Origin of the sequence: Streptomyces sp. NBC_00358, from assembly GCF_036099295.1 — a bacterium.
Lineage (GTDB): Bacteria > Actinomycetota > Actinomycetes > Streptomycetales > Streptomycetaceae > Streptomyces.
Map to the genome: position 1 here is coordinate 3,056,872 of NZ_CP107976.1, position 14,672 is coordinate 3,071,543.

A 14,672-nucleotide genomic window follows, 5' to 3' on the forward strand; every position below is an offset into this window, starting at 1 on the left:
CCTACCGGAACTGTGGCCTCCGTCACAGCAATTTCTGGCATGGACCTGCTGAAGTAGCCGGATGGTCGGACTCATCCTTCGCGTTCTCCCGTTCTGGGTTCGCGAGCCGCTGCTCATCGCCGTCGGCTTCCCCTTCAGCGGCGCTCTCTTCTACGCGGCGGCGCGGGACGGGTCGGCCTTCGGCGCGTTCCTCGGTGCCGTGATGCTCCTGGTCAGCGCGTACCGCGTGCACCTCGTGGTCAAGGCACTGCGGGCCCGCAAGGTGGCCAAGGAACTCCGGAGCGCCGCCGCGACGGCGACCGCACCGGCTGCACCGGCTGCACCGGCTGCACCCACTGTGCCGTAGGAAGCGGGGACCGGAACGCGGGCCGGCCGGGGCTGGTGCTCAGCCCCGGCCGGCCCTCCACGCCCTTCCTCACGCCGCTCGGTACGCCTCCGTCAGCTCGGCCACCGCCCGCGCGTAGTGACCGGTCAGCAGGAGATGGTCCGCGTTCGCGAAGGGCCCCGCGTTCGCCGCGTCGATCGACGAGCCGATCTTCCGCTGGACGAGGAGGCGGGCTTTCGTCACGGCCGCGCGGCCGGCCCGGTCCGCGCCCGACCGCTCCGCCGCCGCGGCCACCCGGGCGAGCGTCCGGAGGGTGGCGGTCCCGCCGCCCGGTACGCCCGTGAGCGTGGTGAGCCCCCATCCGTACGGGAACTGCGGGTCGTAGGAGGTGTCACCGACGTTGATCGGCAGCTGGGCCTCCGACTTCGGCCAGGTGACCGGGAGCTGCCCGGTGAAGGCCCGCTTCCCGTAGAGGACGTCCGCCACTCCGTCGCCCTCGGTGCCCGGCAGCCAGGAGGCGACGAGGGCGTCGACGGCGCCGAGCCGGTCGCCGATGAGCTGCGGGCGGCCCGAGACGATCAGCACGGCGCACTTCATCGCCGCGCACACCCTGTCGACGGCGGCCTTGTCGGCCGCGGTCAGCTCCAGGTCGTTCCCGTTGCCGACATCGCCGACGCCCTCCGCGTACGGGGTCTCGCCGACGACGACCACACCGACGTCGTAGCCGCCGGTCGGTGCCGAGGCGTCCTTGGAGTAGGTGACGTCACCGCCCGCGTTCCGCATGCCCTGGAGGATCGTCGTGCCCTGGGTGTTGTCGCCGGACGAGCCCTGCCAGGTGAGGGTCCAGCCGCCGGTCTGGTTGCCGAGGTCGTCGGCGTTCGAACCGGCGACGTACACCTTCTGCGACTTCTTCAGCGGGAGTACGCCGTCCGCGTTCTTCAGCAGGACCTGGGACTCGGCCGCCGCCTGTCGGGCCACGGCCCGGTGCGCGGCCGAGCCGATCTTCGAGGCGCCGCTCGTGTCCGCGTACGGCTTCTCGAACAGGCCCAGCTCGAACTTCTGGGTGAGGATGCGCGACACGGCGTCGTCGATCCGTCGCGCGCTGATACGGCCGGCGGTCGCCTCGTCCATGAGCGTCGCCCGGAAGTCCTTGTACGAGTAGGGCACCATCATCATGTCGACGCCCGCGTTGACCGAGGTGCGGACGTGCGAGGCGTAGTCGCCGGGGAGCTGGTCGATGGCGTTCCAGTCGCTGATGACGAAGCCGTCGAAGCCCATCCGGCCCTTGAGCACGCCGTTGATCATGTCGGCGCGCGCGTGCATCTTCACCGGGCCCTGGCCGTCACCGACGATGTCGAGCGAGGAGTAGGACGGCATGACCGAGCCGATACCGCGGTCGACAGCTGTCTGGAAGGGCGCCAGGTGCACGGCCTCCAACTGCTGCCGGGTGACCTTGGTGACGCCCTGGTCGAGGGTGTACGAGCCCGTCGTGGACGTGCCGTACCCGGTGCCGCCGTCGCCGACGAAGTGCTTGGCGGTGGCGAGGACCTTGTCGTCGTCCTTCAAGTCCTTGCCGCTGCGGGCGCCTTGGAGGCCCTGGATGATCGTCTCCATGGACTGGACGAGCGCCGGGTCCTCGCCGAAGGACTCGTAGGAGCGACCCCAGCGTTCGTCGCGGGACACGCACAGGCAGGGGGCGAAGTCCCAGGGAATGCCGGTGGCCCGGACCTCGGACGCGGTCACCGCGCCGGTCCGCTCCGCCAGTTGAGGATCACGGGTGGCGCCGATGCCGATGTTGTGGGGCATGACCGTCGCGCCGGCGAGGTTGTTGTGGCCGTGCACCGCGTCCACGCCGTAGATCAGCGGGATCTGGAACCGGGTGGCCTGCGCCCGGAGTTGGTAGCCGTCGACCATCTTCGCCCAGGCCTCGGGGGTGTTGGGGGTCGGCGTGGAGCCGCCGCCGGAGAGCAGCGACCCGAGGTCGTAGGAGGCGATGTCGCCGCCCGTGCCGATCGCGCCGCGTTCGGCCTGGGTCATCTGCCCGGCCTTCTCCTCCAGGGACATCCGGGAGACGAGGTCGGCGACCCGCTTCCTCACGGGCAGCTTCGGGTCCAGGTACGGGAGTCCGTGGGCGTCGATGACGACCTGCGGGGTCTCCGCGGGGGCCTTGGCGCCCGTCACGGTGAGCTTGAGGGGGATCGTCTCGGCCGCCTCGGCGGACCGGTCACGCAGCGTCGGGACCTTGACGGTGCGGCTCGTACCGGACGTCGTTCCGGCCGGGAAGGTGATCTCGCCCTTGACCTGGGTGTAGTCCTTGCCCGGCTCGGCGGTGCCGCCGGCGCTCTCGTATCCGACGGTCACGGGCTCGTCGATCGGGGCGGAGCCGGTGGTGGCGAGGGAGACCTTCACGGCGGCCGTGCCGCCCTCCCGCACCGGGTACACGGCGGCGTCGGTGGTGACGGAGGCCCGCAGTGACTGGTCGGCCTTGCCGTACAGCTCGACGTCGTCCATGGCGAACTGCCCCTGGACGCCGACCGGGAGGGTGAGGGCGTACCCCCACATCTGCGTCAGGCCGAGGACGTGGTCGATACCGCCGACGGGCTGGTAGTCCGTGCGGTAGGTGAAGTCGGCGAAGGGGATCTCGATCTGTTTCCAGCCGGTGAAGTCATCGGTGAAGGAGGTCGTCCACAGTTCGGAGGCCTCGCCGTTCGCGCCGCCGTCCTTGATCTCGAAGGCGATCTTCTTCGCGTTGTCGCGGCCGTCCCACCAGAAGCGGATGCCCTTGTGGGCGGACCAGTCGTGGGCCGGCAGGCCCGCGGCGAAGTCATGGGTGAACCCGCCGTAGCCGCTGATGTCGTAGTCGCCGGTGAGCACCTTGGCACCCTCGGGCGCGTCGGACCGTGCGGTCAGGGCGAGCTTCGGCGGGTCGTCGCTGTCGCCGCCCCAGGTGAAGATGCCCTCCGCGGGCTGGCCGGCGAAGGGCACCTCTCCCTCGAAGCGGTCGACGGGGACGGGTGCGGGATCATCGGCCGCCGCCGTTCCCGCCGAGGCGAGCGGCAGCAGTCCGGTGATCAACACGGCACCGGCCAGCAGAGCGGTTCTTCGTACGGAATTCCGATCGAGCCCGGTCAATGGGTCCCCCCTCGACTCTCACGTTCTTCGGACGACTTGCTTCCTCTGATGACGTACACCTGACGACGCACTTTCTCCGACGGCTCGCCGATCACCCGCTCGTGCGGCGAACCGCTCTTCTTACGACTTAGATCACGGCGTGAGTTAACTGACGTCCCGGCAACCCGTCAAGACTTCACGTCGGAACCGGTACACACTCAAGTCACGGCCGGATCAGGGCAGTTGTTCCTTCAGATTGTGAACGCGCACCCCCTTGACGCGACCCCGCAGCCGTCATTTACTCACGCCTCGCACGCCTCCCAACCCCCACACCAGAAGGGCGGCGCTCCATGAGGAGATCCACCAGGAGATCCACTCGGGCGGTCCGGCTGATCGTCGCCGGGCTGCTCGCCACCGCGGGATTCACGGCGGCCGCGCCCGCGCACGCCGCGGGCGAACAGGTCACCGCCTATCTGACGACCACGGACGACGACGGCGGCCGCCATGTCGTCCGGGGGCTCCAGGCACAGGCGCCGTTCGCCTTCCAGTCGGGCACCGGTGGCGGCGGCGAGAACATCACCGTCGACGAGAACACCCGCTACCAGACCTTCACCGGCGGGGGCGCCTCCTTCACCGACACCGCGGCCTGGCTGATGAACAGCAGCGGCGCGCTGTCGCAGAGCACGCGCGACGCGACGATGCGCAAGCTGTTCTCACCGACGGACGGGATCGGTCTGTCCTTCCTGCGCAATCCGATGGGCGCCTCGGACCTCGCGCGCTACGGCTACAGCTACGACGACGTGCCGGCCGGGCAGAGCGACCCGAACCTGGCCCAGTTCTCCATCGCGCACGATCTGGCCGACGTGGTGCCGCTGACCAAGCAGGCGCTCCAGCTCAATCCCTCGCTGACGGTGATGGCCTCGCCGTGGACCGCACCGGCCTGGATGAAGGACAGCGGGTCCCTGAACGGCGGCTGGCTGAAGGCGGAGGACTACGGCGCCTACGCCTCGTACTTCGTCAAGTACCTCCAGGCGTACAAGGACCAGGGCGTTCCCGTGTCGTACGTGACCGCCCAGAACGAGCCGACGTGCTGCTCGGGCTATCCGTCGATGAGCTGGAACGCCTCGGGCCTCGCCTACTTCACGAAGAGCGAGCTGCTGCCGAAGCTCAACGCGTCCGGTCTGTCGACGAAGGTGCTGGCGCACGACTGGAACTGGGACGTGTACGACTCCTACGCCGCCCCGACCGTCGACGACGCGGCGGTCCGCTCGAACCCCAACTTCGGCGGGATCGCCTGGCACGGGTACGGCGGCGACGTCACCAAGCAGACGAGCGTGCACAACCAGTACCCGGGCCTCGACGCCTTCGGCACCGAGCACTCCGGCGGCACCTGGATCGCCAACCAGCAGCGCGAGGACATGCTGAACATCGTCGACTACACCCGCAACTGGGCGAAGTCGGTGACCAAGTGGTCGCTCGCCGTGGACCAGAACAAGGGCCCGCACAACGGGGGTTGCAGCACCTGCACCGGGCTGATCACCGTGCACAACGGCGACGGGGCGAGCGGGACCGTCGACTACACGGTCGAGTACTACACGATGGGCCATCTGACGAAGTTCGTCCGGCCCGGGGCGCAGCGGATCGCCTCGACGGCGTCCTCGGCCGTCCCGAACGTCGCCTGGCGCAACCCGGACGGTTCGAAGGCGCTGATCGCCTACAACGACGGCTCGGCCGCCAAGTCGGTCACCATCAACTGGGGTGGCCAGCACGCGACGTACTCGCTGCCGGGCAAGACCTCGGCGACGTTCACCTGGAACGGGACACAGTCGGGCGGGGGTGGCGGGTCGGGGGCGTTCGTCGGTCTGGCCGGCAAGTGCCTGGACGTGGCGGGCGGTTCGAGCGCCAACGGCACGGCGGTGCAGCTCTACGACTGCAACGGATCCACCGCGCAGACCTGGTCCGTGCAGACGGACGGATCGGTGCGCGCGCTCGGGAAGTGCCTGGACGTCACGTCGGGGTCGACGGCCGACGGCGCCAAGGTCCAGCTCTACGACTGCAACGGCTCGGGAGCCCAGCAGTGGTCGTACAACTCCTCGACGGGTGACGTGGTCAACACCGGGGCGAACAAGTGCCTCGACGTGACGGACAACTCGTCGGCGAACGGGGCGCGGGCACAGATCTGGTCGTGCACGGGGGCCGCCAATCAGAAGTGGCATCTCCAGTAGGCGCCCGGCCCGCCCGGCGTGCCCTGCGCGCCGGAGGGGCTGAAGCGCGATGAACGCCGGAGGGGCGCGGTTCCCGGCCCCTCCGGCGTTTCGCGCACCCTCCGCCTCCGGAGTTCGAGGACGGTTACGACGCGGGTTCCACCCCGGCGCGCAGCAGTCCGTAGGTGTACGCGTCCTCCAGTGCCTGCCAGGACGCGGCGATGACGTTCTCCGCCACGCCGACCGTGGACCACTCCCCCGTGCCGTCGGACGTGGAGATGAGGACGCGGGTGGTGGAGGACGTGCCGTGCTTGCCCTCCAGGATGCGGACCTTGTAGTCGACCAGCTCCAGCTTGGCGAGCTGGGGGTAGAGCGTCTCCAGGGCCACCCGCAGGGCACGGTCGAGGGCGTTGACCGGGCCGTTGCCCTCGGCGGTGGCGACGATGCGCTCGCCCTTGGCGAAGAGCTTGACGGTGGCCTCGTTGGCGTGGCTGCCGTCGGGGCGGTCCTCGACGATGGCCCGCCAGGACTCGACCTCGAAGTACGAGCGCGCCTTGCCCTCGGCCTCGGCGCGCAGCAGGAGTTCGAAGCTCGCGTCGGCCGCCTCGTACGTGTAGCCCTTGAGCTCGCGCTCCTTGACCCGTTCGACGACCCGGCCGACCAGTTCGCGGTCGTCGCTGATGTCGACGCCCAGTTCCTTGCCCTTGAGCTCGATCGAGGCACGGCCCGCCATGTCGGAGACCAGCATCCGCATGGTGTTGCCGACCTGCTCGGGGTCGATGTGCTGGTACAGGTCCGGGTCGACCTTGATCGCCGAGGCGTGCAGGCCCGCCTTGTGGGCGAACGCCGACACTCCCACGTACGGCTGATGGGTGGAGGGGGTGAGGTTGACGACCTCGGCGATGGCGTGCGAGATCCGGGTCATCTCGCGCAGCGCGCCCTCGGGAAGCACCTTCTTGCCGTACTTCAGTTCCAGGGCGGCCACGACGGGGAACAGGTTGGAGTTGCCGACCCGCTCGCCGTAGCCGTTGGCGGTGCACTGGACGTGGGTGGCACCCGCGTCGACGGCCGCCAGGGTGTTGGCCACCGCGCAGCCCGTGTCGTCCTGGGCGTGGATGCCGAGCCGGGCGCCGGTGTCCGCGAGGACGGTGGCGACCACGGCCTGGATCTGCGCCGGGAGCATGCCGCCGTTGGTGTCGCACAGGACGACGACGGAGGCGCCGGCCTCGTGCGCGGTCCGCACCACGGCCTTCGCGTACTCGGGGTTGGCGCGGTAGCCGTCGAAGAAGTGCTCGCAGTCGATGAAGACCCGGCGACCCTGGGCGACCAGGTGGGAGACGGTGTCGCGGACCATCTCCAGGTTCTCGTCGAGCGTGGTGCGCAGGGCGAGTTCGACGTGCCGGTCGTGGGACTTGGCGACCAGGGTGATCACCGGGGCGCCCGAGTCCAGGAGTGCCTTGACCTGGGGGTCCTCCGAGGCCTTGGCACCGGCCCGGCGGGTCGCTCCGAAGGCCACGAGCTGGGCGTGCTTGAAGTCGATCTCCTGCTGGGCGCGGGCGAAGAACTCCGTGTCGCGGGGGTTGGCGCCGGGCCAGCCGCCCTCGATGAAGCCCACCCCGAAGTCGTCCAGGTGCCGCGTGATGGCCAGCTTGTCCGCCACGGTGAGGTTGATGCCCTCGCGCTGCGCGCCGTCGCGCAGCGTGGTGTCGAAGACGTGGAACGCGTCGTCGAGCTCGCTGGTTTCCGTCATGGTCTCAAGGCTCCTGTATTGAATCTCGGTCTACCGGAATGACCGGCTCCACCGTCCCCCAATGATCCCTCGCGCTGCGCTCCCGGCTGAAGGTGGGCCAGAAATGCGAAAAACCCCTCGCGGGTGCGAGAGGTCTGCGCGCGGGTCGAGAACGACGGTGTCCGCCCGTACCTGGTCGTACGTGGCGGTCACTGCGGACCGGCGCGCCTGCTGCCAATAATCGTGGCGAACGAGAGCACGGGGGCAGTCTGGCACATACCACCCCCGTGCTCACAGGGTGTCTCAGGATGCGAGCACTGGGCTACAAGCCGTCGCGACCGCGCGCGCCCGGCGCGCGGCTCGTCCGGGCCGGACCTGCCCGAACGCCCGGCCGGTCGTCCGCGAACGCCGTTCAGACCAGTGCCTCGTCGAGGAACTCCCGTACGTGGGAAAGGACTTGGTCGCGGCCGGTGCCGCGCAGGCCGATCGCCACATGGATCGAGAAGCCGTCGAGCAGGGCGCGCAGCCGGGCGCCGAAGCGGTCCGGGTCGACGGGGCGGAACTCGCCGCGCGAGACGCCCTCGGCGAGCAGCGCGACGAGGTCCCGGTGCCAGGCGCCCTCGATGGCGACCTGTCGTTCGCGGGCGTCGTCGTCGGCGTTCTGGGAGTGGTTCCAGACCTCGAGCCACAGGGTCCAGTGCGGGTCCCGGTGGCCGTCGGGGACGTACAGGTCGACGTAGGCGTCCAGGCGCTCGCGGGCGGTTCCACGCGCGGCGAGCAGCCGGCCGCGCTCGGCGCCGAGGCGGCCCTCGCTCCACTCCAGGGTGCGCAGCAGCAGCTCGTCCTTGGAGCGGAAGTAGTAGAGGAGGTGGCCGCTGCTCATGCCGACCTCACGGCCGAGCGCCGCCATGGTGAGCTTCTCCAGACCGCGCTCGGCGATCATCTCCATGGCGACGGCGAGGACCTCCTCGCGCGGTGGCGCGTTCTTCCGCGCACCGGCCATCCGTGACTCCCGTTTTCAGGCCTTCGGCTGCTGCTGGGTGATGCAGTGAATGCCACCGCCACCCGCGAAGATCGTACGTGCGTCCACCAGCGTCACGGTCCGCTCGGGGAAGAGCCGGCGGAAGATGCCCGCCGCGGTCTCGTCCCGCGGGTCGTCGAAGCCGCACAGGACGACGCCGCCGTTGCAGAGGTAGTGGTTGATGTAGGAGTAGTCGGCCCAATGGCCGTCGGCCTCCAGGACGGTGGGGGCCGGGACCTCGACGACCTCGATACGGCGTCCGCGCGCGTCGGTCTGCGCCCTGAGCAGCCCGATGATCTCCCGGCTCAGCTCGTGGTCGGGATGCGCGGGGTCCTGCTGGGAGTGCGCGACGATCACGCCGGGCCGGGCGAAGGCGGCGACGATGTCGACGTGGCCGAGCGTGCCGAAGCCGTACGGGGGGTAGTCGCCGGTCAGGCCGCGCGGCAGCCAGATCGCCTTCTCGGTGCCGAGCTGGGCGTGGATCTCCGCCTCGACCTGCTCGCGGGTCCAGCCGGGGTTGCGCTCGGGACCGAGCTGCACGGTCTCGGTGAGCAGCACGGTGCCCTCGCCGTCGACGTGGATCGCGCCGCCCTCGTTCACCAGCCGGGAGGCGTACGTCCTCGCCCCCGCCAGGTCCGCGACCGCGGCGCCGATCTTCGCGTCGTGCTCCCAGCGGGCCCAGGACTGGGCGCCCCAGCCGTTGAACGTCCAGTCCACGGCGGCGAGTTCGCCCTGCCCGTTGGTGAGGAAGGTGGGGCCGATGTCGCGCATCCAGGCGTCGTCGAGTTCCCGCTCGACGGTGTCGATGCCGGGGCCGAGGAGTTCGGCGGCCGCCGCGGTCTGGCCCGGACCGCACACCACGGTGACGGGTTCGAAGCGGCGGACCGCGCGGGCCACCGCCGCCCAGGCCGCGCGGGACTCCGCGAGATCGTCCGGGTTGTCGAAGGTGGGGTTGGGGCCCGGCCACGCCATCCAGGTGCGCTCGTGCGGGGTCCACTCGGCGGGCATACGGAAACCGTCGGCGGCAGCAGACATGGGGTGTTCCTTACAGGCTGTGTCCATCAGAGGAAGTACAGGCGGTTGAGGGAGACCGAGTCGGCGGCCTCGGAGCGCAGCGGGTCGCCGTCGAGGGTGACCAGGCCGGTGCGCTGGTCGACGTCGACCGCTCCGGTACGGGAGTTGAGGCGCAGGTCGGCGGGGCCGATGCCGCGGGTGCCGCGGACCGCGACGCGGCGCCGGCGGGTCGGCATGGTGTCGTTGCCCTGGTCGAGGGCCGCCTGGGCGACGAACGCCACCGAGATCTCGGCCGGAGTCGCGCCGTGCGCGCCGAACTGCGGCCCGAGGACCAGGGGTTCGCAGGTGTCGGTGGCGGCGTTCGGGTCGCCGACGACTCCGTAGGCCGGGAAGCCGGACTTCAGGACGAGCTGCGGTTTGGCGCCGAAGTACTCGGGGCGCCACAGCACGATGTCGGCGAGCTTGCCGGTCTCGATGGAGCCGACCTCGTGGGCGAGGCCGTGCGCGATGGCCGGGTTGATGGTCAGTTTGGCCATGTAGCGCAGGACGCGTTCGTTGTCGTGGTCCTCGGGCGCGCCGAACTGGGCCTTCATCTTCCCGGCCATGGCGAAGGTCCGGCGCACGGTCTCACCGGCGCGGCCCATGCCCTGCGCGTCCGAGGAGGTGATGCCGATGGCGCCCAGGTCGTGCAGCACGTCCTCGGCGCCCATGGTCCCGGCGCGGATGCGGTCGCGGGCCATGGCGGCGTCACCGGGCAGGTCGGTCTTCAGGTCGTGGACGGAGACGATCATGCCGTAGTGCTCGGCGACCGCGTCCCGGCCGAAGGGCAGGGTCGGGTTGGTGGAGGAGCCGATGACGTTCGCGACGCCCGCCATCTTCAGCACGTTCGGGACGTGGCCGCCGCCGCAGCCCTCGATGTGGAAGGCGTGGATGGTGCGCCCGTCGAGCACCCCGAGGGTGTCCTCGACGGACAGGCACTCGTTCAACCCGTCGCTGTGCAGGGCGACTTGGACGTCGTGTTCCTCGGCGACCCGCAAGGCCGTGTCCAGGGCCCGGGTGTGCGCGCCCATGTCCTCGTGGACCTTGAAGCCGCTCGCCCCGCCCTCGGCGAGCGCCTCGATCAGGGGAGCGCCGTCGGAGGACGAACCCCGGCCCAGGAAGCCGATGTTGACCGGCCAGGCGTCGAAGGCGCCGAAGGCGTGGCGCAGCGCCCAGGGGGAGTTGACGCCGACGCCCCACACCGGGCCGAACTCCTGGCCGATGATCGTGGTGACGCCGGAGGCGAGCGAGGCCTCCATGATGCGCGGCGAGAGCAGGTGGACGTGGGTGTCGACCGCTCCGGCGGTGGCGATGAGTCCCTCGCCGGAGACGATCGAGGTGCCGGTACCGACGACGACGTCGACGCCGTCGAGGGTGTCGGGGTTGCCGGCCCGCCCGATCGAGCAGATCCGGCCCTCGCGGATGCCGATGGACACCTTCCGGATGCCCTGGACGGCGTCGATCACCACCACGTTGCTGATGACGACGTCGCAGGTGTCCCGGACGGCGGCGGCCTTGAGGTGCAGCCCGTCGCGGGCGGTCTTGCCGAATCCGGCGAGGAACTCGTCGCCGGGGAGCTGGGAGTCGGACTCGACGCGGACGGTCAGCCCGGAGTCGCCGAGCCTGATCCGGTCGCCGGCGCGGGGGCCGTGCGTGGCGGCGTACTCGTAGGGGGTGAGGCGGCGGGGCTCCGCGGGGTGGCCTCCGGGACGGCTCATCGCTCGACCTCCTGGTCGCGGATTTCCGGTACGCCCAGGTATCCGCAGGCCGCGGCCCTGCGCAGGGCCTCTTCCCTCGCTCCGGGCGCGTCCAGCGGGCCGTCGACCAGACCGGCGAAGCCGATCGCGACGCGGGCTCCGCCGATGGGCAGCAACCCCACCTCGGCGCTCTCCCCCGGGCCGAAGCGGACGGACGAGCCGGCGGGGACGGCCAGTCGCATGCCGTAGGCGGCCGGCCGGTCGAAGTCGAGCCGCGGGTTGACCTCGAAGAAGTGGAAGTGGGAGGTGACGGAGACCGGCACGCTCGCGGTGTTGGTGACCGTCAGCCGCAGGACCGCGGCGGGTTCGGTGTGCGCGGGCGCCGGCAGCAGCGCGCCCGGGGCCCGGTCGCCGAGTCCGCCGCCGATGGGGTCGGAGACGACCGCGAGCCGGGAGCCGTCGTCGAAGACGGCCTCCACGTGCACCTCGGTGACGACGTCCGCCACGCCGGGCAGCACGTCGTCGGGGCCGAGGACGGACCGGGCCGCCTCGATGGCCTCGGCCAGCCGCCCCCCGTCGCGGGCGGTCTCGCAGACGGTGTCCGCGATCAGCGCGGTGGCCTCGGGCACGTTGAGCCGCAGTCCGCGCGCCCTGCGGGCGCGGGCCAGCTCGGCGGCCGAGAACAGCAGCAGTCGGTCACGTTCGGTGGGGGTCAGTCTCACGCCACGACACCTCCTCGCCTTCCTCCAGTTAGAGCATCACTCTAAACGTCGGATTCATGGAAGGGAAACATTGACGGACCAGCATCGGAGGCGCCACATTGAACGTCGCTCTAACTCTTGGTGCTGACCGCACCACGCCAGGCGGCCGTCAAAGGAGACCAGCCATGCCGATCGAACAGCGCGGAGTCGACACGATCCCCGACGAGGAACGCACCAGCGGACCCCGCGACCTGGTGTCGATCCTGCTCGGTTCCAACCTCTGCCTCGGCGTGATCATCTTCGGCTGGCTGCCGCCCTCGTTCGGGCTCGACTGGTGGTCCTCCGTGAGCTCGATCGTGGCAGGCACGGTCGTCGGGACCGCGCTCACCGCGCCGCTGGCCCTGGTCTCGCTGCGCACCGGCACCAACCTCTCCACCTCCTCCGGCGCGCAGTTCGGCGTCCGCGGACGGCTGGTCGGCTCGGTCGTCGGCCTGCTCCTCGCCCTCGGCTACACCGCGCTGACCGTGTGGATCGGCGGCGACGTGATGGTGGGCGTCCTCGGCCGCCTCTTCGGCCTGGAGGCGAACGGCCTGGCGTACGCCGTCGTGTACGCGCTGCTGGCCGCCGCCACCGTCGCGGGCGCCGTCTACGGCTACCGGGTGCTGCTCACCATGTCCCGCGCCCTCTCGATCGGCATGACGGCCCTGCTGGTGGTCGGCGTGATCGCGTACGCCCCGCACTTCAGCACCGCTGCGCTCCCGGAGGCCGGCGGCTATCTGCTCGGCTCGTTCTGGCCCACCTGGCTGCTCGCGGCGGTGGCGGCGGGCCTGTCAGGACCGATCGCGTTCATCACGCTGCTCGGCGACTACACCCGCTACATCTCCCCCGAGCGCCACTCCTCCCGCACGGTCCTGCACGGCACCTGGCTCGGCCTGATCGCCGGTCTGCTGGTTCCCCAGCTCTTCGGCACCTTCACGGCGTACGGGGCCCGCGCGGCCCTGGACTACGCGGGCCCGCTGGTGTCCGCCTCCCCCGGCTGGTATCTGGTCCCCCTGCTGCTCGCCGCCTCCGCGGGCTCGGTGGGCAACGCCGGCCTGATGCTCTACTCGATGGGCCTCGACCTCGACGCGATCCTGCCCCGCGCCTCGCGCGCCCGTGCCACCTGCGCGGTCGCCGTCGTCGCCATGCTCTGCGTGTTCGTCGGCCACTACGCCTGGAACGCCCAGTCGGCGATGACGTCCTTCGTCCTGCTGCTGACCGCGATCGGCACCCCGTGGGCGGTCATCACCCTGATCGGCTTCGTCCGCTGCCGCGGCGTCTACGACCCCGACGCCCTCCAGGTCTTCAACCGCCGCTCCCACGGCGGCGTCTACTGGTACAAGGCCGGCTGGAACCTCCGGGCCACGGCGGCCTGGGCCCTGGGCGCCTTCGTCGGTCTGCTGGCCGTGTCCCTGCCGTCGTACGAGGGCCCGCTGCTGTCCCTGACCGGCGGGGTGGACTGCAGCTTCGTCCTGTCCGGCCTGGTCGGCGGCATCGTCTACCTGGCGCTCACGGCGAAGGAGACGTCACACCGGGTCGAGCCCCGGCAGGAACCGGCTCGCGCCGAAAGCAGGCTTTAGATCGCTGAACCAGGTGGCGCGCTCGTCGTACGCGGCGAAGAAGGGCCGTCCCACCAGGTCCGGATCGCGGGCCTGGATGAGGTGCAGCACGAAGACCTTCTCCCCGGCCACCTCCGCCGTCCCGTCCACGCAGACCTTGCCCGGCATCGCCGACATGACCGGGCCGCGCACGGTCCGCGCGAGGCCGGACACCTGGGCGTAGGCGTCGCGGAAGATCTGGTGGCCGCGGGCCAGCGGCACCCCGAAGTAGCCCTGCGGGCCGGTGTCCCGCTCCACGAACTGGTAGTAGGGCACCGCCCCGAGCGAGGTCGTCTCGTTCCACAGCTCGGCCCACGCCCCGGCACTGTCGTTGATCCCCCTGACCAGCGGTCCCTGGCAGCGGATCACGGCTCCCGTGTCGCGCAGCCGGCGCATCGCCTCGCGCACGGCCGGGGGCCGCAGTTCCTGGGGATGCGTGAAGTGGGCCATCAGCGCGAGGTGGCGGCCGCTCGCCACCACCTTCTCCAGCAGCCGCAGCAGTTCGTCGGCGTCGCGGTCGGTGAGGAAGCGGTACGGCCAGAAGGCCAGCGCCTTGGTGCCGATACGGATCGAGCGGACCGTGTCGATCTCCAGGAGCGGTTCGACGTACCGGCGCAGCACCTCGGTGCTCATCACCATCGGGTCGCCGCCCGTGATGAGCGCGCTGGTGACCTCCGGGTGGGCGCGGAGATAGGCGGACGTGGTGGCGATGTCGTCGGTGGCGATGCGCAGGTCGGACTCCCCGACGAACTGGGGCCAGCGGAAGCAGTACGTGCAGTACGCGTGGCAGGTCTGGCCCTGGCGCGGGAAGATCAGCACCGTTTCCGGGTACTTGTGCTGGAGACCGGGGAGGCGCCGGCCCTCGAACACGGGGACGTTGGCGTCGAGCTGGCCCGAGGGATGCGGGTTGAGCTTCATCCGGATCTCGTGGGCCGCGCGCAGCACGTCGGCCTTCGGGGCCTCCTGCGCGAGCAGGTCGGCCATCTGCTTGAGGTCCGGCTCGGGCAGCATCTCGGCCTGCGGGAACGTCAGCCGGAAGATCGGGTCGTCGGGTACGGCCGTCCAGTCGATCAACTCGTCGACCACATAGGAGTTCGTACGGAACGGCAGGACGGCCGCGACGGCCCGCAGGGCGAGTCGCCCGTCGGGCGGCAGTGACACGCGCTGGAGCAGGCCGTCCAGGTCACGTGGCGT

At 70.7% G+C, this 14,672-nt stretch carries 10 protein-coding genes; 3 read left to right on the top strand and 7 right to left on the bottom strand.

Annotated features, from left to right (window positions below; translation table 11 throughout):
* Nucleotides 1–61 precede the first annotated feature (61 nt).
* The gene (locus OHT01_RS12605) at nucleotides 62–346 is read left to right on the top strand and encodes a hypothetical protein (RefSeq protein ID WP_328553228.1); all 285 of its coding nucleotides are present in this window, start codon (nucleotides 62–64) and stop codon (nucleotides 344–346) included.
* 69 nt (nucleotides 347–415) lie between these two features.
* On the opposite strand, the gene OHT01_RS12610 is transcribed toward OHT01_RS12605, so the two are convergent.
* Entirely contained in the window at nucleotides 416–3,457 is a 3,042-nt protein-coding gene (locus OHT01_RS12610; protein WP_328553229.1) for a glycoside hydrolase family 3 protein, read from the bottom strand.
* A 329-nt stretch (nucleotides 3,458–3,786) separates the two neighbouring features.
* Here OHT01_RS12610 and OHT01_RS12615 point away from each other — a divergent pair, with 329 nt between their 5' ends.
* Complete coding sequence (locus tag OHT01_RS12615) at nucleotides 3,787–5,661, top strand: ricin-type beta-trefoil lectin domain protein (protein WP_328553230.1); 1,875 nt, start codon at nucleotides 3,787–3,789, stop codon at nucleotides 5,659–5,661.
* A 124-nt stretch (nucleotides 5,662–5,785) separates the two neighbouring features.
* Here the strand turns inward: OHT01_RS12615 and cimA are convergent, their stop codons facing one another.
* The 5 genes from cimA to ureA all read right to left on the bottom strand — a co-directional run bounded on the left by cimA (nucleotide 5,786) and on the right by ureA (nucleotide 11,862).
* Nucleotides 5,786–7,390, bottom strand: a complete 1,605-nt coding sequence (gene cimA, locus OHT01_RS12620; RefSeq protein ID WP_328553231.1) for a citramalate synthase — start codon at nucleotides 7,388–7,390, stop codon at nucleotides 5,786–5,788.
* A 391-nt stretch (nucleotides 7,391–7,781) separates the two neighbouring features.
* The gene (locus OHT01_RS12625) at nucleotides 7,782–8,372 is read right to left on the bottom strand and encodes a TetR/AcrR family transcriptional regulator (protein ID WP_328553232.1); all 591 of its coding nucleotides are present in this window, start codon (nucleotides 8,370–8,372) and stop codon (nucleotides 7,782–7,784) included.
* Nucleotides 8,373–8,387: 15 nt separating this feature from the next.
* Entirely contained in the window at nucleotides 8,388–9,425 is a 1,038-nt protein-coding gene (locus OHT01_RS12630; RefSeq protein ID WP_328553233.1) for an agmatine deiminase family protein, read from the bottom strand.
* Between the two features lie 26 nt (nucleotides 9,426–9,451).
* A complete protein-coding gene (locus OHT01_RS12635) occupies nucleotides 9,452–11,161 on the bottom strand; it encodes an urease subunit alpha (RefSeq protein ID WP_328553234.1) in 1,710 nt (569 codons plus the stop codon).
* On the bottom strand, nucleotides 11,158–11,862 hold the full coding sequence (gene ureA, locus OHT01_RS12640; protein WP_328553235.1) for an urease subunit gamma: 705 nt from the start codon (nucleotides 11,860–11,862) through the stop codon (nucleotides 11,158–11,160). The genes OHT01_RS12635 and ureA overlap by 4 nt, the downstream gene beginning before the upstream one ends.
* 164 nt (nucleotides 11,863–12,026) lie before the next feature.
* Between ureA and OHT01_RS12645 the strand changes: the two genes are divergently transcribed.
* A complete protein-coding gene (locus OHT01_RS12645; RefSeq protein ID WP_328553236.1) occupies nucleotides 12,027–13,460 on the top strand; it encodes a cytosine permease in 1,434 nt (477 codons plus the stop codon).
* On the opposite strand, the gene OHT01_RS12650 is transcribed toward OHT01_RS12645, so the two are convergent.
* Nucleotides 13,407–14,639: a KamA family radical SAM protein gene (locus OHT01_RS12650; protein ID WP_328553237.1), complete on the bottom strand. Its 1,233-nt coding sequence runs from the start codon at nucleotides 14,637–14,639 to the stop codon at nucleotides 13,407–13,409. The two genes, OHT01_RS12645 and OHT01_RS12650, sit on opposite strands and share 54 nt — an antisense overlap.
* Between the last annotated feature and the right edge of the window lie 33 nt (nucleotides 14,640–14,672).